The organism is Bradyrhizobium sp. AUGA SZCCT0169 (assembly GCF_018130085.1).
Classification (GTDB): domain Bacteria; phylum Pseudomonadota; class Alphaproteobacteria; order Rhizobiales; family Xanthobacteraceae; genus Bradyrhizobium.
On record NZ_JAFCMC010000037.1, the window covers coordinates 1 to 24,405 of the forward strand.

The 24,405-nt window shown below is 63.2% G+C and carries 21 protein-coding genes and 1 pseudogene; 18 read left to right on the forward strand and 4 right to left on the reverse strand.

The genetic code is table 11. The features are described 5' to 3' along the window. Positions 1-118: 118 nt before the first annotated feature. Positions 119-1,021, reverse strand: coding sequence for an alpha/beta fold hydrolase (locus JQ609_RS28765; RefSeq protein ID WP_212276198.1), 903 nt, complete (start codon positions 1,019-1,021; stop codon positions 119-121). A 176-nt stretch (positions 1,022-1,197) separates the two neighbouring features. Here JQ609_RS28765 and JQ609_RS28770 point away from each other — a divergent pair, with 176 nt between their 5' ends. From JQ609_RS28770 to JQ609_RS28780, 3 genes are read left to right on the forward strand one after another with little or no spacing between them, the layout of a single operon-like run. Then, positions 1,198-2,586 (forward strand): class II 3-deoxy-7-phosphoheptulonate synthase, encoded by a 1,389-nt coding sequence (locus JQ609_RS28770; RefSeq protein WP_212207352.1) that lies wholly within the window; start codon positions 1,198-1,200, stop codon positions 2,584-2,586. Position 2,587: 1 nt separating this feature from the next. Next, positions 2,588-2,941: a diacylglycerol kinase gene (locus tag JQ609_RS28775; protein ID WP_212207353.1), complete on the forward strand. Its 354-nt coding sequence runs from the start codon at positions 2,588-2,590 to the stop codon at positions 2,939-2,941. A gap of 44 nt (positions 2,942-2,985) precedes the next feature. Further along, positions 2,986-4,737 (forward strand): NAD+ synthase, encoded by a 1,752-nt coding sequence (locus JQ609_RS28780; RefSeq protein ID WP_212207354.1) that lies wholly within the window; start codon positions 2,986-2,988, stop codon positions 4,735-4,737. A gap of 59 nt (positions 4,738-4,796) precedes the next feature. Here the strand turns inward: JQ609_RS28780 and JQ609_RS28785 are convergent, their stop codons facing one another. Together JQ609_RS28785 and JQ609_RS28790 are read right to left on the reverse strand one after the other, a co-directional pair. Continuing rightward, positions 4,797-6,008, reverse strand: a complete 1,212-nt coding sequence (locus JQ609_RS28785; protein WP_212276199.1) for a DUF2865 domain-containing protein — start codon at positions 6,006-6,008, stop codon at positions 4,797-4,799. 168 nt (positions 6,009-6,176) lie between these two features. Continuing rightward, positions 6,177-6,485 carry a hypothetical protein gene (locus JQ609_RS28790; protein WP_212276200.1) on the reverse strand — a complete coding sequence of 103 codons (309 nt, stop codon included), beginning with the start codon at positions 6,483-6,485 and terminating at the stop codon, positions 6,177-6,179. Between the two features lie 288 nt (positions 6,486-6,773). Between JQ609_RS28790 and cysS the strand changes: the two genes are divergently transcribed. From cysS to JQ609_RS28810, 4 genes are all read left to right on the forward strand, one after another. Next, positions 6,774-8,189: a cysteine--tRNA ligase gene (gene cysS / locus JQ609_RS28795; RefSeq protein ID WP_212276201.1), complete on the forward strand. Its 1,416-nt coding sequence runs from the start codon at positions 6,774-6,776 to the stop codon at positions 8,187-8,189. A 117-nt stretch (positions 8,190-8,306) separates the two neighbouring features. Beyond that, positions 8,307-8,816 carry a GNAT family N-acetyltransferase gene (locus JQ609_RS28800; RefSeq protein ID WP_212207358.1) on the forward strand — a complete coding sequence of 170 codons (510 nt, stop codon included), beginning with the start codon at positions 8,307-8,309 and terminating at the stop codon, positions 8,814-8,816. Then, entirely contained in the window at positions 8,813-10,411 is a 1,599-nt protein-coding gene (gene cimA / locus JQ609_RS28805; RefSeq protein ID WP_212207359.1) for a citramalate synthase, read from the forward strand. The genes JQ609_RS28800 and cimA overlap by 4 nt, the downstream gene beginning before the upstream one ends. 131 nt (positions 10,412-10,542) lie before the next feature. Then, the gene (locus tag JQ609_RS28810) at positions 10,543-10,920 is read left to right on the forward strand and encodes a VOC family protein (RefSeq protein ID WP_212276202.1); all 378 of its coding nucleotides are present in this window, start codon (positions 10,543-10,545) and stop codon (positions 10,918-10,920) included. 12 nt (positions 10,921-10,932) lie between these two features. Here the strand turns inward: JQ609_RS28810 and JQ609_RS28815 are convergent, their stop codons facing one another. Beyond that, the gene (locus tag JQ609_RS28815; RefSeq protein WP_212207361.1) at positions 10,933-11,538 is read right to left on the reverse strand and encodes a TIGR00730 family Rossman fold protein; all 606 of its coding nucleotides are present in this window, start codon (positions 11,536-11,538) and stop codon (positions 10,933-10,935) included. A gap of 213 nt (positions 11,539-11,751) precedes the next feature. On the opposite strand from JQ609_RS28815, the gene JQ609_RS28820 reads away from it, so the two are divergent. The 11 genes and pseudogenes from JQ609_RS28820 (at position 11,752) to JQ609_RS28870 (ending at position 24,402) form a co-directional block, all read left to right on the forward strand. After that, the gene (locus JQ609_RS28820) at positions 11,752-13,698 is read left to right on the forward strand and encodes an ABC transporter ATP-binding protein/permease (protein ID WP_212207362.1); all 1,947 of its coding nucleotides are present in this window, start codon (positions 11,752-11,754) and stop codon (positions 13,696-13,698) included. 57 nt (positions 13,699-13,755) lie between these two features. Then, a complete protein-coding gene (locus tag JQ609_RS28825) occupies positions 13,756-14,460 on the forward strand; it encodes a phosphatidylserine decarboxylase (RefSeq protein ID WP_212207363.1) in 705 nt (234 codons plus the stop codon). Positions 14,461-14,539: 79 nt separating this feature from the next. Then, positions 14,540-15,424: a phosphatidylcholine/phosphatidylserine synthase gene (locus JQ609_RS28830; protein ID WP_212207424.1), complete on the forward strand. Its 885-nt coding sequence runs from the start codon at positions 14,540-14,542 to the stop codon at positions 15,422-15,424. Between the two features lie 94 nt (positions 15,425-15,518). Further along, positions 15,519-16,286: an RraA family protein gene (locus tag JQ609_RS28835; RefSeq protein WP_249119173.1), complete on the forward strand. Its 768-nt coding sequence runs from the start codon at positions 15,519-15,521 to the stop codon at positions 16,284-16,286. A 54-nt stretch (positions 16,287-16,340) separates the two neighbouring features. Next, positions 16,341-17,309, forward strand: coding sequence for a tripartite tricarboxylate transporter substrate-binding protein (locus JQ609_RS28840; RefSeq protein ID WP_212276203.1), 969 nt, complete (start codon positions 16,341-16,343; stop codon positions 17,307-17,309). A 294-nt stretch (positions 17,310-17,603) separates the two neighbouring features. Beyond that, positions 17,604-18,377 (forward strand): motility protein A, encoded by a 774-nt coding sequence (locus tag JQ609_RS28845; protein WP_212207365.1) that lies wholly within the window; start codon positions 17,604-17,606, stop codon positions 18,375-18,377. Between the two features lie 33 nt (positions 18,378-18,410). Beyond that, entirely contained in the window at positions 18,411-19,238 is an 828-nt protein-coding gene (locus JQ609_RS28850; protein ID WP_211996616.1) for a flagellar motor protein MotB, read from the forward strand. A 168-nt stretch (positions 19,239-19,406) separates the two neighbouring features. Beyond that, positions 19,407-21,305 carry a potassium transporter Kup gene (locus JQ609_RS28855; protein ID WP_212276204.1) on the forward strand — a complete coding sequence of 633 codons (1,899 nt, stop codon included), beginning with the start codon at positions 19,407-19,409 and terminating at the stop codon, positions 21,303-21,305. A gap of 152 nt (positions 21,306-21,457) precedes the next feature. Further along, a pseudogene (locus tag JQ609_RS28860) lies at positions 21,458-23,379 on the forward strand (potassium transporter Kup). 69 nt (positions 23,380-23,448) lie between these two features. Next, a complete protein-coding gene (locus JQ609_RS28865; protein ID WP_212276205.1) occupies positions 23,449-23,925 on the forward strand; it encodes a GNAT family N-acetyltransferase in 477 nt (158 codons plus the stop codon). A 129-nt stretch (positions 23,926-24,054) separates the two neighbouring features. Then, positions 24,055-24,402 (forward strand): rhodanese-like domain-containing protein, encoded by a 348-nt coding sequence (locus JQ609_RS28870; RefSeq protein ID WP_212276206.1) that lies wholly within the window; start codon positions 24,055-24,057, stop codon positions 24,400-24,402. Positions 24,403-24,405 lie beyond the last annotated feature (3 nt).

Here is a 24,405-nt window from a genome sequence, read left to right on the forward strand (position 1 = left end):
CATATGGATGCAAGCGATCCGATCAGACCGTCAAAAAACTCTTGTGGCACGGGGGCCGTCCACATATGGGTCCCGGCTCAAGGCCGGGACGACGAGTGGCCGGGACGACAGCAACGCGCTACTCCGCCGCCTCGATCCATTCCGCCGCCCCGCGCCACAGCGTGTCGCGATGCTCGGGGCGGAAGAAACCAAAATGGCCGATCCGGCTGGCGCCGGTGTCCTTTGGCGTCACCGTGATGATCTCGGGTTTGGCGGCCGTAAATCCCGAGCACAGCAACTCCACCGCCGGCCGCGTCGCCCAGCGATCGTCAGACATGCACAGCGCGCGCAACGCGCCTTTGTAGTTCGGAAAATTTTGCAAGGCCGCCAGATTCTTGTCGTCGAACATGTAGCGCGGGCTCATCACCCAGGAGACCCATTGCAGGAACACATCCTTCGGCATGTCCATGCCGAGCCCGAGCCAGCCCGGCGTGTAGCCGAACGCGCGGGTGAGGGGGACCGCGGCATTGAGCATCGCATAGACGCGATAGCGCTCGGGCACCGCGATCAGTTTCCAGGTGCCGGCTTGTGCTGCGATGAACAGCGCGCGCGAGATCTCGGTGTTGTTGGGCAGCAGGCCCAGCGCCTGGCCGCCAAAGGAATGCCCGACATAGGCAAACGGCAGCGCCTTGTAGCGCTCACGCATCCAGGCCACCGCGGAGGTCACATCCTGCGCGGCCCAGTCCGACATCGAGGCCTTGAAGCCGACCAGCGATTTCGGCTGGTTGTAGCCGGTCATCGATTTCTGCCTGCTACCGCCGGTGCCGCGGTAGTCATAGGTCAGCACCGCGCAGCCGCGCTTGGCGAGGTAGCCGGCAAAGCCGCGATAGACCTTGCGGTGGACCGCGGTCGCCGAATTGATCAGCACGGCGTGGCGCTTGGTCCCGCGCGGCAAAAACAGCGTCGCCCCCAGCGGATAGCCATCCGCCGCGGGAAGCGTGATATCGTCGATGAATACGTCGTCCAGCCCCAGCTCGGCCACCCGCGATTTCCTTCCTCGCTTTTCGCGATTTGGCCCTAACAAATGCGAATTCGGCTTTTGCTGCAAGGGCTTGACTGGACAGGTGGAAATCTAATGGCGGTTGGCCATCGCCCTGTGTATAACCCGGCCCTTCGTAACCGCGGGTAAGTCGCGGTTTTTGCTCAGGAGTTAACGTCATGTCCGAGCGGTGGACACCCGATAGCTGGCGCGCCAAACCGGTGCTGCAGGTGCCCGATTATCCCGATGCCAAGGTGTTGGCTGATGTCGAGGCGCAGTTGGCTACCTTTCCGCCGCTGGTGTTCGCCGGTGAAGCCCGCAATCTGAAGAAGTCGCTGGCGCGCGTCGCCGCCGGCGAAGCCTTCCTGCTGCAGGGCGGCGATTGCGCCGAGAGCTTTGCCGAGCACGGCGCCAACAACATCCGCGACTTTTTCCGCGTGCTGCTGCAGATGGCCGTCGTTCTCACCTATGCCGGCGCGCTGCCGGTCGTGAAGGTCGGCCGCATCGCCGGACAGTTCGCAAAACCGCGCTCGTCGAACACCGAGAAGATTAATGGCGTCGAGCTGCCGAGCTATCGCGGCGACATCATCAACGACATCGCGTTCACGCCCGAGGCGCGCATCCCCGATCCGCAGCGCCAGCTGATGGCCTATCGGCAGTCGGCGGCGACGCTCAACCTGCTCCGTGCGTTCGCGACCGGCGGCTTTGCCAATCTCGGCAGCGTGCATCAGTGGATGCTGGGCTTCCTGAAGGATTCGCCACAGTCACGCCGCTACAAGGAACTGGCCGACCGTATCTCGGACGCGCTGAATTTCATGCGCGCCTGCGGCCTCGATCTCGAGAGCCATCCCGAGCTTCGCGCCACCGATTTCTACACCAGCCACGAGGCGCTGCTGCTGGGCTACGAGCAGGCCTTTACCCGCGTCGATTCCACCACCGGCGACTGGTACGCGACCTCCGGCCACTTCATCTGGATCGGCGACCGCACCCGCCAGCTCGACCACGGCCATGTCGAATATTTCCGCGGCATCAAGAACCCGATCGGCCTGAAATGCGGCCCGTCGCTCAAGCCCGATGAACTGCTGAAGCTGATCGACATCCTCAATCCGGACAACGAGCCCGGACGGCTGACGCTGATCAACCGCTTCGGCTCGGACAAGGTCGGCGATCATCTGGCGCCGTTGATCCGCAGCGTGCAGCGGGAAGGGCGCGTCGTGGTCTGGTCGTGCGATCCGATGCACGGCAATACCATCAGCTCGAATTCGGGCTACAAGACCCGCCCGTTCGACCGGATATTGTCGGAAGTGAAATCGTTCTTCGCCATCCATCAGGCGGAAGGCACCCACGCGGGCGGCATTCACCTGGAAATGACCGGGCAGGACGTCACCGAGTGCATTGGCGGTGCCCGCGCCATCACCGACGAGGATCTCAACGACCGCTATCACACGGTCTGCGATCCCCGTCTGAACGCCGAACAATCGATCGACATGGCCTTCTTGATCGCCGAACTGCTCAAGCAGGAACGCGCCGGCAAGGTCAAACCGATACCGGCTGCAGCGGGTTTCTGACTTGCTGCGACTCTGGCGCGCCACGATTAACACGCGTAACGGCCTCGCTTTTGCGATCCGCTCGGAGCAGGCCGTCCGCGAGGAACTGTTTGCGCTGGCGCTGTCGGTGCCGCTGGCCTGGCTGGTCGGCGCCAGCGTGATGCGCCGGGTCGAACTGGTCGCGGCGGTGGCGTTCGTCCTCGTCGTCGAGATTCTCAACACCGCGATCGAAAAGCTCGCCGACCGGCTCACCACCGACCATGATCCGCAGATCGGGCGGGTCAAGGACATGGGATCGGCCGCGGTCGGCGTGGCGCTGTTGATGTCCGGCGCGTTCTGGCTGTTTGCCATCGCCGAACGCATAGGCGCGTTCTAAAGGCGGCGATTGAAGTTTCGGCGTGTGCAGGGCACCATTGGCATATGAGCGAACCGAAGTTCACAATTACGCTGGCGCAGTTGAACCCGACCGTTGGCGATGTCCCCGGCAACGCCGCGAAAGCGCGCGCCGCGCGTGAGCAGGCGAAAGCCGACGGCGCTGATCTGCTGGTGCTGCCGGAATTGTTCATCACCGGCTATCCGCCGGAAGACCTGGTGCTGAAACCGGCGTTCCAGGCGGCCTGCCGCTCCGCGATCGAGGAACTGGCACGCGAGACCGCGGGTGGTGGTCCGGCGGTCCTGATCGGCACGCCCTGGGTCGAGGACGGCAAGCTCTATAACGCCTGCGCGCTGCTTGACGACGGCCGCATCGCCGCGCTGCGTTTCAAGGCCAATCTGCCGAACTACGGCGTGTTCGACGAAAAGCGCCTGTTCGCTCGCGGTCCCGCCGCGGGGCCGGTGACGGTGAAGGGAGTCCGGGTCGGCGTCCCCATCTGCGAGGACATCTGGCTCGAAGAGTCCGAGGAATATGAAAACGTCGTCGAGTGCCTGGCCGAGACCGGCGCGGAAATTCTGGTGGTGCCGAACGGCTCGCCATATGCCCGCGACAAGAACGATCTGCGGCTGTCGATCGCGGTCGCCCGTGTCACCGAGAGCGGGTTGCCGCTGGTGTATCTGAACCAGATCGGCGGGCAGGATGAACTGGTGTTCGACGGCGCATCGTTCGCGCTCAATGCCGACCTTTCGGTCGCGACGCAAATGCCGGCGTTCGAGGAAAACATCACGACGCTGGTTTGGACCAAGGGCGCCGACGGCTGGCGCTGTAATGGACCGGTAGTGCCCCTAATCGAGGGCGACAAGGGCGATTACGCGGCGTGCGTTCTCGGCCTGCGCGACTACGTCCGCAAGAATGGCTTTCCCGGCGTGCTGCTCGGCGTTTCCGGCGGCATCGACTCGGCCTTGTGTGCGGCGATCGCGGTTGATGCGCTCGGTGCGGAGCGCGTCCGCGGCGTGATGCTGCCGTTCAGGTTCACAGCGCAGGTGTCGCTCGACGATGCGGCAAAACTCGCCACCGCGCTGGGCTTCCGCTACGAGGTGTTGCCGATCGCGGACGCCGTGAACGGGTTCGAGAAGATTCTGTCCGGCACCTTCGCCGGGCTACCGCGCGACATCACCGAGGAAAACCTGCAGGCGCGCACCCGCGGCACGCTGCTGATGGCGATATCGAACAAGACCGGCGCGATGGTGGTCACGACCGGCAACAAGTCGGAAATGTCGGTCGGCTACGCCACGCTCTATGGCGACATGAACGGCGGCTTCAACCCGATCAAGGACATCTACAAGACCGAAGTGTTCCGCCTGTCGAGCCTGCGCAATGAATGGAAGCCGGAAGGCGCGCTCGGACCGTCGGGCGAGGTCATTCCGGTCAACATCATCGTCCGCCCGCCGACCGCCGAATTGCGCGAGAACCAGACCGACCAGGATTCGCTGCCGCCCTACGAGATACTCGACGGCATCCTGGAACGGCTGGTCGAGCGCGAGGAGCCGCTGGCCTCGATCATCGCTGCGGGCTACCCGGCCGATGTGGTGACGCGGATCGACCGCCTGCTCAACATCGCCGAATACAAGCGCCGCCAGGCGGCGCCGGGGGTCAAGGTCACCGAGAAGAATTTCGGCCGCGACCGCCGCTATCCCATCACCAACCGTTTTCGCGACAACGGCAAGGCGTTGCCGGCACCCGACGAAAAACTGGTCGCCCGCGCGGGGCGCGCCTCGGCTGATGTGTTCGACGGGTAGAGCGTTTTCGAGCGAAGTGGACACCGGTTCGCGTGAAGAAAACGCGTCAAAACAAGAATCTATTGTTTCGGCGGGATGAAGGTCGGCCCGACGGTGCGGATCGGCTTCTTCTCGTCCGTCGCGCCGGTTGAATTCGGCGCAGGAGCCGTTGTTTCCGGTGCGGCGGGAGCCGGCGCGGCGGCCGTCGTGCCTGCGGGTGCCGTTCCCTTCTTGGCGACGGGGGCCGTCTTCTGCTGAGGCATCGCGCGCTGCTGCATCCGCTTCGCGCTCTCTTCTGTGACGATGATGTCGCCCTGCTGTTCGGCGGCGGCTTTCTCGTCGATCGATTTCAGCGCATCCGACCAGGTCTGGCCCGCGGCCTTGCAGGCGCACGACGGGTTGAACTCGGTGCGGAATTTGAACGCATTGGGCAGCGACGAGTAAGGCTGGCCGCTGACCGAGACCGCCTGGTTGATGTCTTCGCCGGGATTACGATAGGTGAACAGCGATGCTTCCGTTGCCGGGCACAGCGCCTTGCAGGTCCTCTCATCGTCCTGGAAGCGCGCCTGGTAGGTGGCGAACGAGACCGGGAAATAGGCGCCGTCGCAGGTGCGCACGCACACCGTCCGGAACGTGCCGGATGGCGCACCGAGATCGGCGCTCGGCGGAGGGATGGTGTTGTTGCCGAACAGGTTGTCGATGAAGCTGCCCCCGTTGCGCGCGGCAGCGGCGTATTGCGGGCCGCAATTGTTCTGCGCGAGCGCCGTCAGCACCGAACGGCGCTGGTTTTCGCGGTCGGCGCCGCCGATGCCACCTGAGCGCAACCGCTCGAGGCTGGTCGTCATCTGCTCGAGATTGGCGCGCATCTGCTGGATCTGGTTATTAACCGGTCCGCATTGTGCGGACTGGCCGTTGAACAGCGAGAAGAAGCCGGAACTTTCGCAGCCCATCCGCTTCGCTTGCATCGTGACGCGGTCAAGCTCGGCCTGCTGTTTGGTCGCCGCTTCCTGATAGCGGCGGATTTGCTCTTCCTTGGCAGGATCGCCGCCGCTGGCACCGCGGTCGACGGCCGCCAATTGTCCTTCAAGGCGGATGCAGATCGGGTTGGCTTGCGCGCCCTGTTGCTGGGGAGGCGGAGCTGCTCCGGGGGGCATTTGTGCGAGCGCGTCCATATTCGATGGCGCGGGATCGGCTTGTGCGATCGCAGCCGAACTCGTCCCGGCGATGCCAGCAAGCAGCACGGCGCAGGTCAAAATCCACCGGGAGAAGGGAGCAGTCAGCGTCAGGGGCATATCCAGCCATCGATAACGAATCCGCGCGGCTTTATAGCCGAAAAGGCGCGGCCAAGGCGGCACGGTGCGGCCGAGGCCGCATCTGATAGCTGCTTCTCGGGGCAGCGTCACGTCGTTTCCGCGGCGCCGGTGTGGCAATGCAGCAACGGCCCGCCGCGTCGATCCGGTTCAGCGCTGGCAGGTAATGGCGACGTATTCGTCGCAGCGGCTGCCGCTACATTTGTCGTTTCCGTCCCTCGGTACCGATCCGGTGATTTCATCGGGATCGACGCGGCGGTAGGCGGTTGCGGAAGCAAATTCGCGTGATTGGCAGTAGGAGCGGGCGGCATGGGCGCCGCATTTGTCGCCCTTGGCGAGGCACTGGTCGATGCCGTAGCCGTCGGCCTGATTGGCAATGATGAAAACGCGGCTGTCGCCATAAGCGGCCGAGGCGGTGAGCAGGAATGCGCTGGTAAAAAATGCTGCTGAAATTCGCATGGGGGCACCCAATAAGGAAAAGGGATCGCCCCTCTCAGATAAGCCCAAAGTCTTAATAATGATTAACCATGAGCCCGTCGCCGGGCGTCCCGCGACGAATTTGGTTCAAAAACGGCCGCAGGCGGCCCTTGACGGCATCCCCCGGGCTGGGACATGGTGGAACCATGAACGGTTTCCTCGCCATCTGCAGCATTTGCCGCGAGATTATTAGCTAGCGATTCGCTGGCTGAGGCCGTCTTTTCTCAAAATGAGATCACTGGACGCCCGGCCGCAAGGTACGGGATTCCCATGCAACTACGCCTCTACGATACGTTGACCAAGGAGAAGCGGCCGTTCACGCCGCTCGATTCCGATAATGTCCGCATGTATGCCTGCGGACCGACGGTCTATGACTTCGCCCATATCGGCAACGGTCGCGCCGCGATCGTGTTCGACGTGCTGTTTCGCGTGTTGCGCCATCGTTATGGCGCCGATCATGTGACCTATGTACGCAACATCACCGACGTCGACGACAAGATCAACGTGCGCGCCGCGCGCGACTATCCCGGCGTGCCGCTGAACGACGCGATCCGCAAGGTCACGGAAACCACCTATCAGCAGTATCAGGACGACGTCACCGCACTCGGCTGCTTGGCGCCGACCGTGCAGCCGCGCGCGACCGAACATATCCCGGAGATGCGGGCGATCATCGAGAGACTGGTTGCCGGCGGGTTTGCCTATGCCGCCGAAGACCACGTGCTGTTCTCGCCGCAGGCTATGAATGCCGCAAATTCGGTGATGCCGCGCTATGGCGCGTTGTCGAGGCGCTCGCTCGACGAGATGATCGCCGGCGCACGCGTCGACGTCGCGCCCTACAAGCGCGATAACACCGACTTCGTGCTGTGGAAGCCGTCCAAACCGGGCGAGCCGTCGTGGCCGTCGCCGGCCGGTATCACCGTGGAAGGCCGCCCGGGCTGGCACATCGAATGCTCGGCGATGGCCTGGAAACATCTTGGCGAGAAGTTCGACATCCATGGCGGCGGCATCGACCTGGTGTTTCCGCATCATGAGAACGAACTGGCGCAGACCTGCTGCGCCTTTCATTCCGACCGCATGGCAAATGTCTGGATGCACAACGGCTTCCTGCAGCTCGAGAGCGAGAAGATGTCGAAATCAACAGGCAACTTCTTCACGATCCGCGAGATGCTGGCCGATTGGCCGGGCGAGGTGCTGCGCTTGAGCATGCTCAAGACGCATTACCGCTCGCCGCTCGACTGGACCACCAAGGGGGCGGAAGAAAGCGCCAGGACGCTGGACGATTGGTACGCCATCGCAGCCGACGCCGACGCCGGTGAGCCGTCGCCGGCCCTGACCGAAGCGCTCTATGATGACCTCAACACGGCGCAGGCCATGGCCGTCTTGCACGGCCTGCGCAACGCAGCAGCGTCCGGGGGGGAGCGCGAACGCGGCGAGTTTGCCGCGTCCCTTCGGCTGCTCGGTTTCCTGTCCGTGAGCGCGGCCGACTGGAAGGGACGCAAACAGCAGGCGAGCGGCATCGATGCAGGGCAGGTCGATCGGCTGCTCGCCGACCGCGCCGCCGCGCGGGCGCGAAAGGACTTCAAGGAGTCCGATCGGATCCGTGACGAACTCGCCGCCATGGGTGTCGTCATCAAGGACGGCAAGGACGCCGATGGCAAACCCGTGACAACCTGGGAGATTGCGTGATGACCAGACCCGATACGCCTTTCCCAAAACACTGGCGCTACTACATCTTCATCAAATGGGCTGTCATCGTTGCGGCGGTCGTGCTCGTGCTGAGATTGTTCGGAGTGTTTTGACGCAATGGGACAGTCGTTGCCCAAACCCGCACTACGGCCGTTTCTTGCGGCGGATACCCCCGTTGTGGCGGCGATCTTCGTTGCCGCGATCCAGGAATTGACCGGGGATGACTACGGCGAGGCGCAGCAGGAAGCCTGGGCATCGGCGGCCGATGATGAGGAACAATTCGGCAAGAAGCTGGCCGGTGAATTGACCCTGATCGCGACGCTGCAGAATTCGCCGGTCGGATTTGCTTCGCTGAAGGGCGCCTCGCATATCGAGATGCTCTATGTGCACCCGAGTGCGGTGGGGCAGGGCGTCGGCGCGATGCTGTGCGATGCGCTGGAAAAGCTCGCCGGTGGGCGCGGCGCCAAGATTCTCACGGTTGACGTCAGCGACAACGCGCAGGAATTCTTCCTCAAGCGCGGTTACGTCGCCATGCAGCGCAACACCGTCACCATCAACGGTGAATGGCTCGCCAATACCACGATGCAGAAGACGCTGGCCGAGGCCGCGCCGGGAGCGCCACAATGAGCCGCGAACGCCTCTATCTGTTCGACACCACGCTGCGCGACGGCGCGCAAACCAACGGCGTCGACTTCACGCTGCATGACAAGCAGATCATCGCCGGCATGCTCGACGAACTCGGCATCGACTATGTCGAAGGCGGCTATCCCGGCGCCAATCCGACCGATACCGAATTTTTTGCGACCAAGCCGAAGCTCGACCATGCGCGCTTTACCGCATTCGGCATGACGCGCCGTCCCGGCCGCTCGGCTTCCAACGATCCCGGGCTGGCAGCGCTGATCGAGGCCAAGGCGGATGCGATCTGCTTTGTCGCGAAAGCATCCGCCTATCAGGTGCGCGTCGCGCTCGAGACCACCAATGAGGAAAACCTCGCCTCGATCCGCGACAGCGTCAGTGCCGCCAAGGCCGCCGGCCGCGAGGTGATGGTGGATTGCGAGCACTTCTTCGACGGCTACAAGGAGAATTCCGAATTCGCGCTGGCCTGCGCCAAGGCGGCTTATGAGTCCGGCGCGCGCTGGGTCGTGCTGTGCGACACCAATGGTGGCACCATGCCGCATGAAGTCGAGACCATCGTCGGCGATGTGATCAAGCACATTCCCGGCGGAAATGTCGGCATCCACGCCCATAACGACACCGAGCAGGCGGTCGCCAACTCGTTCGCGGCGGTGCGCGCCGGAGCGCGGCAGATCCAGGGCACGCTGAACGGGCTCGGCGAGCGCTGCGGCAACGCCAATCTCTGTTCGCTGATCCCGACCTTGCGGCTGAAGAACGAATTTTCGAACGCCTTCGAGATCGGCGTCACCGACGAAAAAATGGCGACCTTGATGAAGGTATCGCGGACGCTCGACGACATGCTGAACCGCGCGCCGAACCGCCACGCCGCCTATGTCGGCGAAAGCGCCTTCGTGACCAAGACCGGCATCCACGCCTCCGCTGTCATGAAGGACCCGCACACCTATGAGCACGTGCTGCCCGAACTGGTCGGCAACCATCGCAAGGTGCTGGTGTCCGATCAGGCCGGCCGCTCCAATGTGATGGCCGAACTCGATCGCGCCGGCATTCCCTACGAAAAGAGCGATCCGAAACTGGCGCGGCTGGTCGAGGAGTTGAAGGAGCGCGAGGCGGCCGGATACGCCTACGAATCCGCCAATGCGTCGTTCGATCTGTTGGCGCGGCGTACGCTCGGGCGGGTGCCGGAATATTTCCGGGTCGAGCAGTTCGACGTCAATGTCGAGCAGCGCTACAATTCCAACGGCCAGCGCGTCACAGTGGCGCTTGCGGTGGTCAAGGTCGATGTCGCCGGCGAGCGGCTGATTTCGGCCGCGGAAGGCAACGGCCCGGTCAACGCGCTCGACGTCGCGCTGCGGAAGGACCTCGGCAAATACCAGAAATACATCGAAGGCCTGAGGCTGATCGACTACCGCGTTCGTATCCTCAATGGCGGCACGGAGGCGGTGACGCGGGTGCTGATCGAGAGCGAGGATGAGAACGGCGATAGCTGGATCACGGTCGGCGTGTCGCCCAATATCATCGACGCTTCGTTCCAGGCGCTGATGGATTCGGTGGTCTACAAGTTGGTGAAATCAGGCGCGCCGGTGTGAGGCTTAGGCGTCAACTCCATCGATCGTCATTGCGAGGAGCGTAGCGACGAAGCAATCCATCTATCCGTTATGCCGCACGATGGATTGCTTCGCTTCGCTCGCAATGACGTGGAAACACTTGGGGCTCATTCATGCTCGATCACGTCTCCGTCGGTGTCAGCGACCTCGAACGCGCGGCGCGCTTCTATGAACCGACGCTGGCCGCGCTCGGCCTGACGCGGCTGGTGACACGCCCCGCAACAATCGGTTTCGGCAAAGCCTATCCCGAATTCTGGATCAACCTGCGCGCCGGCATGCCGCCGGTCGCGCCGGAGAGCGGCGTCCATATCTGCCTTCGCGCACGGACTACAGATGCCGTCGACGCCTTCCACGCCGCGGCGCTGAGCGCCGGCGGCCGCTCCGACGGTGCACCGGGTATCCGCCCGCATGACCGCGTCAAATATTACGCCGCGTTCGTCATCGACCCCGACGGCAACCGCATCGAGGCGGCGACGTTTCCGAGTGAATGACAGCGCAAACTCCTAAAGCCGTCGCGCGACGTCCGGCGCCATCTCCTGGGTGCCCGCGGGCGCAAGGGCTGCGGCGGCGCGCAGGCGCGGCAGGATGTCCTCGACGCGTTCGGCCTTCAGCACCTCGACATCCAGGGCAGGGCGGATGAACTGATTGGCGCGCATATGCGTCAATAGCGCGATCAGCGGCTCCCAGAAATTGTCGATGTTGGCGAGCAGCACCGGTTTGGTGTGCCGGCCGAGCTGTTGCCAGGTCATCTGCTCGACCAGCTCTTCCAGTGTGCCGACGCCGCCGGGAAGGGCGACAAACGCATCCGAGCGTTCGAACATCAGCCGTTTGCGCTCGTGCATGTCTGGCGTGACGACCAGTTCGGTAAGGTTCGGATTCATGCGCTCGCGGTTCGCAAGAAAATCCGGAATGATCCCGGTGACGGCGCCACCGTGGTCCAGCACGGATTTGGCAACCGCGCCCATCAGGCCCACTGAACCTCCGCCATAGACCAGGCGGATACTGTTCTCGGCGAACACCTTGCCCAGAGCGGTCGCCGCTTCGAGGAAACGGTGGTTGGAGCCGGAGCCGGAGCCGCAATAGACGCAGACGGTTTTGATTTGGTTCATGCAATTCATGTGGCACTGCAGCGTAAAAAGCTCAAGTCCGAGAATATACTGCCACAGTGGTTTTGAACCCGAAATACGGGCAAACCGGAGAAAGTTTTGCCTTTCAAGGCTGTACGCGGCGTTTAAACGCTCTATATGACGAGCAGAATGACGATCAATGGAAAACATGCAGCGGCGAACGGGCGCGCCATCAGACTTCTGGGCGCTTGATCCATGGCCGACACTGATTCGCGCGCCGACGAAGCGCCACTGGCCACCAGCGACCCCCTCGAAAAGGCTACCCTGATCGGGACGCTGGCGCATCTGTGGCCCTATATCTGGCCCGGCGACCGCGCCGACCTGAAAATGCGCGTGGTCTGGTCAATGGTGCTGCTGCTGGTCGCGAAGCTCGCGACGCTGACGGTGCCCTTCACCTTCAAATGGGCGATCGACGCGCTCAACGGCCACGGCAGTGCGCCGGTGGAACCGTCGAACTGGACGCTGTGGCTGATCGCGTCGCCGTTACTGATGACCGCAAGCTATGGCGCGGTGCGGGTGCTGATGGCGGTGCTGACGCAGTGGCGCGACGGCATCTTCGCGCGCGTTGCGATGCATGCGGTGCGCAAGCTCGCCTACATCACCTTCGTGCACATGCACGAGCTGTCGCTGCGCTTCCACCTCGAGCGCAAGACCGGGGGACTGACCCGCGTGCTGGAGCGTGGCCGCACCGGCATCGAAGTGATCGTGCGGATGGTGATCCTGCAACTGATCCCGACCATCGTCGAGGTGTCGCTGTTGATGGCGGTGCTGCTGTGGCAGTTCGACTGGCGCTACGTGCTGGTCACCGCGGTCACGGTCGTGATCTATATGTACTACACCTACATCGCGACCGAATGGCGGATCGAGATCCGCCGCAAGATGAACGATTCCGACACCGAGGCGAACACCAAGGCGATCGACTCGCTGCTCAACTACGAGACCGTAAAATATTTCAGCGCCGAACAGCGCGAGGCCGCGCGCTACGACCGCTCGATGGAGCGCTACGAACACAACAGCGTGAAGACTTACACGTCGCTGGCGGTGCTCAACACCGGGCAGGCGGTCATCTTCACGCTCGGTCTCACCGCGACCATGCTGATGTGCGCGATCGGCGTGCGCAACGGCACCAACACCGTCGGTGACTTCGTCATGGTCAACGCCATGATGATCCAGCTGTACCAGCCGCTCAATTTCATGGGCATGGTCTATCGCGAGATCAAGCAGGCGGTGATCGACATCGAGAAGATGTTCAGCGTGCTGTCGCGCAACCCCGAGATCAAGGACATCCCGGGCGCCGTGCCGCTGGTGGTCGGTTCGGGCAATGTGCGTTTCGAAGACGTGCAATTTGCCTATGACCCCGAGCGCCCGATCCTGAAAGGCCTCAGCTTCGAGGTACCGGCCGGCAAGACGGTTGCGATCGTCGGGCCCTCGGGGGCGGGCAAGTCGACGATCTCGCGGCTGCTTTTCCGCCTTTACGACGTTTCCGGCGGCAAGATCCTGATCGACGGCCAGGACATCAGGAACGTCACCCAGGCGTCGCTGCGCGCCTCGATCGGCATGGTGCCGCAGGATACCGTGCTGTTCAACGACACCATCCGCTACAACATCCGCTACGGCCGCTGGGACGCCAGCGATGCGGAGGTGGAGGAGGCCGCGCAACTGGCGCAGATCGACAGCTTCATCCGGATGTCACCGCTGGGATATGAGACCCAGGTCGGCGAACGCGGACTGAAATTGTCCGGCGGCGAGAAGCAGCGCGTCGCGATCGCGCGCACCGTGCTGAAGGCGCCGCCGATTCTGGTGCTCGATGAGGCGACCTCGGCGCTCGATAGTCACACCGAGCATGAAATCCAGGAATCGCTCGAACGGGTCTCGCGCGGCCGCACTTCGCTGGTGATCGCGCATCGGCTCTCGACCATCGTCGGCGCGGACGAAATTATCGTGCTGGATCAGGGCCGCATTGCCGAGCGCGGTACGCACGCCCGGCTTTTGGCTTCCGGCGGACTTTATGCCAGTATGTGGAACAGGCAGCGCGAAGCCGAGGAGGCGCGGGAGAAGCTCGCGCAGATCGACGACGACAACGAGGCGCCCAACCGCATCCCGCCGCCGGTCCAGGATCCTCTGGTCACCGCTGCGGAATAATTGAAATACCGCTCGATCCCGAAGCAACGGGACCGGGCCAGCCAATAGTGAGCCTTGATGTCGATTGCCAATTCCATCCGCGCGCAAATCCCGCCTGTTCATCCCGAGGGCTATCCCTTCATCGGCGGCTTTGCGCTTGCAAGCCTGGTCCTGTTCTGGATCTGGACGCCGCTCGGCTGGATCGGCACGATCCTGACGGTATGGTGTGCGCTGTTCTTCCGCGACCCCGTGCGCGTCACGCCGGTGCGCGAAGGCGTCGTGGTGTCGCCGGCCGATGGACGGGTCTCGATGATCTCCCAGGTGTTGCCGCCGGCCGAGCTTGGTCTCGGCGACCGGCCGCTGCTGCGCATCTCGATCTTCATGAGCGTGTTCAACTGCCACGTGAATCGCAGCCCGGTGGCGGGCCGGATCGACCGCATCGCCTATCGGCCCGGCACCTTCATCAATGCCGAGCTCGACAAGGCCAGCGAAGACAATGAGCGCAACTCGCTGGTGATCTCGACCGCCAGCCATGGCCGCATCGGCGTGGTCCAGATCGCAGGCCTGGTGGCGCGACGTATTGTCTCGTTCGTGCGCGAGGGGCAGACGATCGGCGCCGGCGAGCGGTTCGGCCTGATCCGGTTCGGCTCGCGGCTCGACGTCTATTTGCCCGAAGGCGGCAAAGCGCTGGTTTCCGAGGGCCAAACCGCGGTGGCCGGCGAGACCGTGCTGGCCGATCTCGGCGGCGCCAGCGAGCAGGGGCGGACCTTCCGCGCCGATTAACCATCCGAATGGCCAAGGCGCCTGCCGGCCGCCACAATGGCGGCGCAGGCTGGCGCTTGCTATATATTGGCGAGCCATGATGACACCCGATCCCAAATCTCCGGAAATGCGCCGCCGCCGGTTTCGTCCGATTCCGATCCGGATGCTGGTGCCGAACTTCATCACGTTGCTGGCGATCTGCGCCGGGCTGACCGCGATCCGGCTGTCGATCGAAGGCCGCATGGAGCTCGCAGTCGCCGCGATCGTGTTCGCGGCGGTGCTGGACGGGGTCGACGGCCGCGTCGCGCGTATGATCAAGGGCCAGTCGAAATTCGGCGCCGAACTCGACAGCCTCGCGGACTTCGTCAATTTCGGTGTCACGCCCGGCCTGATGCTGTATTTCTGGCAGTTGCATGATCTCGGCAATGGCGGCTGGATCGCGGCCATGGTGTATGCGATCTCAGGCGGCCTGCGGCTGGCGCGGTTCAACGCCAGCATCGACGATCCGAACAAGCCCGCGTTCGCGGCAAATTATTTCACCGGCGTCCCGGCGCCGCTCGGTGCGCTGACCGTGATGCTGCCGATCTATCTGGTCTTTTTGGGCGTCCCGCAGCCGCCGGCGATACTGACCGCGTTCTATACGCTGCTGATCGGATTCCTGATGGTGTCGCGGCTGCCGGTGCTTTCCGGTAAGACCGTGCGCATGCGCGTGCCGCCGGAAATGGTGCTGCCGGTTTTCGTCTCGGTGGTGTTCTTCATCGCGCTGCTCGTGAGCTACCCCTGGTACATTCTCTCGGTCGGGACCGTGCTGTATCTGTTGAGCCTGCCGTGGGGCTGGAAAACCTATCGCGATCACGAGCGAAACGCTGCTGCCGCGCTGGCGGCTGCGACCACCGATGCCGCCGCACCCGCTGGTCCAGCACCCGTATTCCCGGCGGCTCCGGCCGACGCCGAGCATGACGACCGACCGGCGCGGCTGAACTGAGCCGCCACGCGACTTCCGATATAGCTGCCAAGATAGCTGCCATGAGCGCTGGCCGAGTTGGGTTCGATCCCAATCTCGGCTATAGGGCTTGGCGATGTCAGGCCGTCCAGAATTCCGGCCCAAAAATCAGGAGAGAAACGCAGTGACCCAGTCCGCTTCCGCCCCGCTACCGGCTTCCGTGCTTGAAGCGTTGGCCCGCTACGACACGCCGACGATCTGCAATGCGATGGAGATCGTGGCGCCTGAGCGCCGGCTGATCGGCTACACCACCAAGCCGCTGGTCTGCCCGTTTCCCAACCTGCCGCCGATGGTCGGCTATGCCCGTACCGTGTCGATCCGCTCGGTGCTCAAATCAGGCCTTCCGGCCGACGAGCAGGCAAGGCGCCGCATCGCCTATTATGAATATGTCGGCACCGGCTTTGGTCCGCGCATCACCGTGATCCAGGATATCGACGGCGCCGACGTCGGCTACGGCGCGTTCTGGGGCGAAGTGCAGAGCAACGTGCACAAGGCGCTCGGCTGCCTCGGCGTCATCACCGATGGTTCTATCAGGGACATCCCGCAATGGGCGCCGGGCTTCCAGGCGCTGGCCGGATCGATCGGTCCGTCGCATGCCTGGGTGCATGCCGAAAGTTTTGGCGGCGAAGTGCGCGTCGCCGGCATGACGGTGCATTCCGATGATTTGATCCATGCCGACCAGCATGGGGCGATCGTGATTCCGATCGATATCGCCGCCAAGATTCCGGACGCCGCCGAACTCTGCGGCCGTCGCGAGACGCCAATCCTCGATATTGCGCGCAGCCCGGACTTCACTCTCGAGAAACTGAAAGAGGCGCTGAAACGTTCCGCTGAAATCCACTGACGAAAACAACCACCGGCGAAAAGTTGGGGTAATTAACACACGAGGGGAGACGTCATGAGAGCCTTTTGGGCGGCGCTGTCATTGCTTGTCATTGCCGGCGTCGCGGATGCGAATGCGCAAACCTATCCGTCGCGTCCCATCACGCTCGTCGTTCCCTTTCCGCCGGGCGGCTCCACCGACGCCGCCGCCCGGATCATGGCCGAGCGGATGCGCAGCAACCTCGGCCAGTCGATCGTGATCGAAAATGTCGGCGGCGCCGGCGGCAGCATCGGCGTCGGCCGTGTCGCCCGCGCCGCGCCGGACGGTTACACCTTCGACATCGGGCAATGGGACACCCATGTCGGCAGCATCATCTACAAGCTCGACTATGATCCGGAAAAGGATTTCGAGCCGATCGCGCTGATATCAAACAATCCGCAGCTGATGGTCGCCAAGAAGGATCTGCCGGCGAACACGCTTGGCGAACTCGTGACCTGGATGAAGGCCAATCCCGGCAAGATCAATTTCGTCAACCAGAACGCGGCCGCCAATGTTACCGGCGTGATGTTCGAAAACCTGACCAAGCAGAAGGTGCAGTTCATTCCTTATCGTGGCGCAGGACCGGCGATGACCGATCTCGTCGCGGGTACGGTGGATCTTCTGGTTGTGCAGGGTGCTGTGGCGCTGCCGCAAATCCGCGCCGGCGCGATCAAGGCGCTGGCCAATCTGTCGGTGGCGCGCTCCGCCTCGATGCCTGATATCCCGACGGCGGATGAGACCGGCGTGCCCGGACTTTACATGTCGGGTTGGTTCGGCTTCTGGGCGCCGAAGGGAACGCCAAAGGAAATCATTGCCAAGCTCAACGCGGCAACCGTCGAGGCGCTGGCCGATCCGGCGATCCAGAAACGCTTTACCGAGCTGGGGCTCGACGTCGCCCCGCGCACGCAGCAGACGCCGGAAGGACTGGCCGCATTCCAGAAGGCCGAGATCGACAAATGGTGGCCGATCATCAAATCCGCCGGCATCGGCGTACAGGCCCAGTGAACTGACCGAGCGAGCTGATCGATTGAACTGACTGCCCCTGCGCTCCGCGGTGGCCGGCGCATTATGGTTAGCAAAAGGTTGCGATCGCGCCAGGGCCCTTGATCCGGCAAATGGCGCCGATATTGGACTGATTGCTGAGCCCGGGACGCCGGCCCTCGCAATTGTACGGCACAGCCGCGGCTTAACCTTTACGCGTCTTTAACAGCGCCGACGTAGGGTTCAATTGGCGCGGCCCGTATGGGCGCGCCACCGTCCAGGACGGGCAGGTCGTTCGCGTACGCGTCGGAGTTCAGAATGGATATCACCACGCTCATTGGCCTGGTCGTCGGCGCCATCGTGCTGTCGACGCTGATTTTGATGGGTGGCGATTTCCGGATGTTCTACGACATCCATGCCGTCATCATCATCTTCGGCGGTTCCATCGCGGCTACACTGATCCGGTTTCCGCTCAGCGCGATTCTGCATGGCATGCCGCTCGGCGCCAAATTCGCCTTCACGATGAGCCGTCTGTCGGCGCGCGACCTGGTCGATGAACTCGCCCGCATCGCCGAAATCGCCCGCAAGCAGGGTCCGGTCGGTTTGGAAAAGGTTGATACCAACGAGCCGTTCCTCGCCAAGGGAATCCGCTACGTCGCCGACGGTTACGATCTCGAATTCATCCGCGACAACCTCGAGCGCGATCGCGACAATTTCCTGATGCACCTCAACGAAGGTTCGAAGATCTATCGCGCCATCGGCGATTGCGCGCCGGCGTTCGGCATGATCGGCACGCTGCTCGGCATGGTGCAGATGTTCTCCAACATGCAGGATCCTTCGAAGCTCGGTCCCTTCATGGCCGTCGCCTTGCTGGCGACGCTCTACGGCGCGCTGGTCGCAAACCTGATCTGTCTGCCGATCGCCGACAAGCTGCATGGCAAGCTGCTCGACGAGGAGACCAATCGCACGCTGATCATCGACGGCATCCTGATGATCCGGGATTCCAAGAGCCCGGCGCTGGTACGTGAGATGCTGCTGGCCTATCTGCCCGAGAAACATCGCCACGAGGAAGGCGAACTGGCGCCGGCCTGACCCTTCGGCAGCATCCAGGCGCGGATATAGAGCATGGCCAAGAAAAAACGCGAAGAGGCACATGGCGGTCACGGCTGGTTCGTGACGTTCGCCGATCTGATGGCATTGCTGCTGGCCTTCTTCGTGATGCTGGTCGCGTTTTCCAGCCAGGACAAGGACAAGCTGAAGATCGTCGCCGGCTCGATGCGGGAAGCGTTCGGCGTGCAGACCGAAGTCCGCTATTCCGGCATCGTCGAATCAGACGGTCTGCCGACGCGGCCGAAGCTGAAGAACACCGCTCACATTTCGCCGGAGGAATCCTCTGCCACGCCGACCCCGGACGACAAGGAGCGCTCCCGCGAAAGCGGCGCCCGCATCGCGGTCGATCGTGAGTTCGCGCTGGCTTCGGCGTCGTTGCGGCAGGCGTTGCAGGACCTGCCGGAACTGACCGAGATGTCCAAGCACATCATGTTCGAGGAGACCAGCCAGGGCCTCAATCTCGAGATCGTCGATCAGGAAGGGCGGTCGATGTTTGCCGATGGCTCCAAGGTGCCCCATGACCGCACCCGCCGGCTGATCCAGAAACTCGCGGTTCCGCTGAAGGCGACGCCACTGCGCCTGTCGATCGTCGGCCACACGGCGGCGGGTTTCCTGCCGGCGCGAAGCGACTATGGCGCGTTCGATCTTTCGGCCGACCGCGCCAACACGGTGCGTCAGATTCTGGAGCGCGAGGGCCTGCCGCCATCGCACGTCTTTGCCGTATCCGGCAAGGCCGACAGCCAACCGCTGTTTCCCGATGATCCGACGTTGCCGGCAAACCGTCGCGTGACCATCACATTAATGCGCGAAAATCCACCGCTTCCACCTGGTCTGAAGCCATAATTCGTCGCAACTACTATCTTACCTCTCGAATTGTGCGATGAAATTTGCTTTGCTTGGGTGCCGCATCCCCAGCGGTGCTATGCTTGCCAATGATTGACAGGCGACGCAGAAGCGTCGATAGCCGCCCGGATCAAATAACTGAGCAAATGAGAGCGTGTTTCCCGCGTCATGACTGTCAGCGCCGCATCCACCGAGGCCCATGAGGGGCAGGTCACCTCAGGCTTTTGGGCCCTGACACTGGGCAGCATCGGCGTGGTGTTTGGCGACATCGGCACGTCGCCGCTGTACGCATTCCGCGAAGCCGTAACCCATGCGGCGGCTGGCGGGCCGGTGTCGCGCGAGATCGTGCTCGGCGTACTCTCCCTGATCCTGTGGTCGCTGTTCATCGTCGTGACGGTCAAATACGTGCTGCTGCTGCTGCGCGCCGACAATCATGGCGAGGGCGGCACGCTCTCCCTGATGGCGCTGGGTCAACGGGCGATGGGCCGGCGCAGCTGGGTGTTGATGGCGCTGGGCGTCGTCGGCGCCTCGATGTTCATCGGTGATTCCATGATCACGCCGGCGATTTCGGTGTTGTCGGCGGTCGAAGGTCTCAAGCTCGTCGCGCCGGCGCTCGACCATTATGTGGTGCCGCTGACGATCTTCATTCTGGTGCTGTTGTTCTCGGTGCAGAGCAGCGGCACCGCGCGCGTCGCGTCGGCCTTTGGGCCGGTCATGGTGGTCTGGTTCGCGACGCTGACGACTTTGGGCCTTATCCACATCAGCGACGATCCTACCGTTTTGCAGGCGATCAATCCCTATTACGCGATCCAGTTCGTGCTCTCGCACGGCATGATCGGACTGGTGACGCTCGGCCTGGTGTTTCTGGCGGTGACCGGCGGCGAGGCGCTGTACGCGGACCTCGGGCATTTTGGACGCAAGCCGATTCAAGCCGGATGGTTCTATCTCGTGATGCCGGCGCTGCTGATCAACTACTTCGGGCAGGGCGCCCTGGTGCTGGCCAACCCGGCGGCGATCGTAAGCCCGTTCTACCGGCTGGCACCCGAAATGCTGCTGCTGCCGTTGGTTGTTCTGGCGACGGCGGCCACGGTGATCGCGAGCCAGGCGGTGATCACGGGCGCCTACTCGCTGGTGCGGCAGGCGGTGCAGCTCGGACTGCTGCCGCGGTTCGAGGTTCGTTACACCTCCGAGAGCCATGCCGGGCAGATCTACCTGCCGCGGGTCAACCGGATGCTGCTGTTAGGGGTGATCCTGCTGGTGCTGCTGTTCCGCACCTCGAGCGGATTGGCGTCGGCCTACGGCATCGCCGTCTCCACCACCATGGTCGTCGACGGCATCATGGGCTTTGTCGTGATCTGGAAATTGTGGAACTGGCGCGCGGCGACCGCGGCCGCGTTGATCCTGCCGCTCGTCGTGGTCGATATGGCGTTCTTCACCGCCAACCTGTTGAAGCTGCTTGAAGGCGCCTGGGTGCCGCTGCTGTTCGGGGTCGCGATGGCGGTGATGATCTGGACCTGGCGCCGCGGCGCGGCGATCCTGATCGCCAAGACGAGGCGCATCGAGGTGCCGCTGATCGACCTGATCAAGAGCCTCGAAAAGCGTCCGCCGCACATCGTCAAGGGTACCGCGGTGTTTTTGACCAGCGATCCGAATTTCGTGCCCACGGCGCTGCTGCATAATCTCAAGCACAACAAGGTGCTTCACGAGCACAATGTGATCGTGACGATCGAGACCGCACAGACGCCGCGCGTCGATCCGGCCGAACGCGTCAAGATGGAGACCATCAGCGAAAAATTTGCCACCGTACGGCTGCGCTTCGGCTTCATGGAATCACCGAACGTGCCCAAGGCACTGGTAATCGCCCGCAAGCTCGGCTGGCAGTTCGACATCATGGCGACGTCGTTCTTCGTCTCACGGCGCTCGCTGAAGCCGTCGGCGCAGTCGGGAATGCCGCAATGGCAGGACCACCTGTTCATCGCCATGAGCCGGTCGGCCAACGATGCCACCGACTATTTCCAGATCCCGACCGGGCGCGTCGTCGAGGTCGGAACTCAGGTAACCATCTGATTATCTGACGATATTTCGGCCGCCAACTCCCTGGAACCCATGCGCGGAATGCATATCGGAGGCCTGAATTCAGGCTAACCTATGCATTCACGACAGGAGTATAGGCCTGCACTTCCTTATTGTGCAGTGCGGCAAAACCCGAGGCCCGTCTGATGTCATCCCAGATTGCGATTACCGCGGCGGAAACGCCGGCGGCCAACGGGCATGGGGAAGCGCACTGCACCGCCGGCTTCAAGGCGCTGATGCTGGGCTGCATCGGCGTGGTCTATGGCGACATCGGCACCAGCCCGCTCTACGCGCTGCGCGAGGCCATTGTGGCGGCAAGCGGGTCCGGCGGCGTCACCACGCCGGCGATCCTCGGTATTCTTTCCCTGATCCTGTGGGCGCTGATCATCGTCGTCACGCTGAAATACGTGGTGATCCTGCTGCGTGCGGACAACAACGGCGAAGGTGGAACGCTGGCGCTGATGGCGCTGGCGCAGCGCGCGGTCGGCAAGGGCGGCGGCGCGATCGTGCTGCTCGGAATCATCAGTGGTGCGCTGTTCTATGGCGACGCTGTCCTCACGCCGGCGCTGTCGGTGCTGTCGGCGATCGAAGGCATCAAGCTCGTCACCACCACCTTCGAGCATTATGTCGTGCCGCTTACGGTGATCATCCTGATCGTGCTGTTTGCGGTTCAGTCGCGCGGCACGGCGCGGGTCGCCGCGTTCTTCGGGCCGGTGATGTGCGTCTGGTTCGCTGTGATCGCGATCGCGGCCGTACCGCAGATTATGCGTCATCCCGAAGTACTGTCGGCCTTCAATCCGTTCCATGCGGTTTCCTTCATGATCCATCATGGCGTGATCGGCTTTGTGACGCTCGGCGCGGTGTTTCTCGCCGTCACCGGCGCCGAAGCGCTCTACGCCGACCTCGGTCATTTCGGCAAACGGCCGATCCAGACAGCCTGGCTCTTCATCGTGCTGCCGTCGCTGGCGGTGAATTACATGGGGCAGGGCGCGCTCCTGATCGGCGATCCCAAGGCCATCGAGAACCCCTTCTTCCTGATGTTTCCGGATTGGGCGCTGATCCCGATGGTCGTGCTTGCGGCGCTGGCGACCGTGATTGCGAGCCAGGCCGTCATCACCGGCGCCTATTCGCTGACGCGCACAGCGATTCAGCTCGGCCTGATGCCGCGGCTTGAAATCCGCCATACGTCGGAATCGCATTCCGGCCAGATCTACATTCCGCGCATCAATCTGCTGCTGTTCATTTCGGTGATCCTGCTGGTGCTGCTGTTCCGCTCGTCCAGCGCACTGGCCTCGGCCTATGGAATTTCCGTGACCGGGACCATGGTGGTCACGGCGATGATGGGCTTTGTCGTGATCTGGCGGGTCTGGAAATGGTCGGCGGTAACAGCCGCCGCGCTGATCGCGCCGTTCTTGTTCCTCGATCTCACTTTCCTTGCGGCCAATCTGCTGAAGGTGTTCGAAGGCGGCTGGGTGCCGCTGGCGCTGGGCGGAATCGTGATGCTGCTGATGTATACGTGGCGGCGCGGCAGCCGGCTGTTGTTCGAGAAATCGCGCAAGCTGGAATTCCCGCTGGTCGAGCTCGCGGCGATGCTGGAAAAGCGGCCGCCGCAGCGGGTCCCCGGTACTCGGTGTTCCTGACCAGCGACCCCGAGAGTGCGCCGACGGCGCTGATGCACAGCCTGAAGCATTACAAGGTGCTGCACGAAAAGAACGTCATCCTCACCATCGAAACCGCGCCGACGCCGCGGATCGATGATTCCGAACGGATCCGGATGGAGCAACTGAGCGAGACCTTCTCCAAGATCACGCTGCGGTTCGGCTTCATGGAGCAGCCCAATGTGCCGAGAACGCTGGCGCTCGCCCGCAAGCTCGGCTGGCAGTTCGACATCATGGCGACGTCGTTTTTCCTGTCCCGCCGCGCGCTCAAGCCGGCCGTGCATTCGGGCATGCCGCGCTGGCAGGACCATTTGTTCATCGCGCTCAGCCGCAGCTCCAACGACGCCACCGACTATTTCCAGATCCCGACCGGGCGCGTGGTCGAGGTGGGAACGCAGGTGACGATCTAGAGCGTTGTCCAGACAATCTGGTATGACATCCGCGCGGGTCTCACGTCCCGCCGCTGGATCAGACGTCAGATGGCTGCTGCTGCCGCTCACCGCCTGGCTACGTTCGACGACGCGGCACTTCTGTTCGAGGTGCGGCGACGATCGATCCTTGAGCTGGCGCCGCCGAAAATGCCGGTCGCAGACGCCGAGGCGTGGGCGAGGCAGCTCGCGCCTGCCGGAATGGAGCGGAAGCTTCGCGACCTGGAAATATGGATTGCTGAACTGGATGGCGTCGTAGCCGGGTGGGGCGCCATCCGCGGCGACGTCCTTGAGGGGCTGTACACGGCCCCCGAATATGCCGGGCAGGGCGTCGGCGCCGGGTTACTTGACCGGCTCGAAGCGCTGATGCGTGGACGCGGCTTTGAGGTGGTTCGCGCCGAAGCAAGCACAAATGCCAAGGGATTCTACCTACGACGGGGGTACAGGGTGACCGGTCCGCAAACGCCGGTCGGGGCTTGGCCGATCGCAAGGCAACTCTGCCCTGAAAACACCGCTGCAAGAGAATAAATCGTGACATGCGATGTGGGCCGCGTGGCCCGTTTTTGGTCATCCTTTAAACCGTTCACAGCGCTTGATTTTCGTCGCGCCAGAGGCGAGTTTGGCGCCCGGCTGGCGGGCGGGACCCCTCAAAGCAGGATGTCGGGAGGATTTTACGTGGCGGACCATCAGGTGCACGATTTGACGCCGGAAGATGTCGCAAAGGGCATGGCGGAGGGACGCTATCTGCTCGTCGACGTGCGCGAGCCGAACGAGGTCGCCGTCGAAGCTTATCCGGACGGCGTGGTGGTTCCGCTGCAGTCGTTCGATCCGGCGGCCATTCCAGACCCCAAGGGCAGGCAGGTGGTTTTCGCCTGCCGCTCGGGCAAGCGCTCGGTGACGGCGTCGCTGGCGGCGCAGGCCGCTGGGCTCCCCTATGACAAGCATTTGGCGGGCGGCATCATCGGCTGGAAGGCTGCGGGACTGCAAACCAAGGCCGGCGGCTGATCC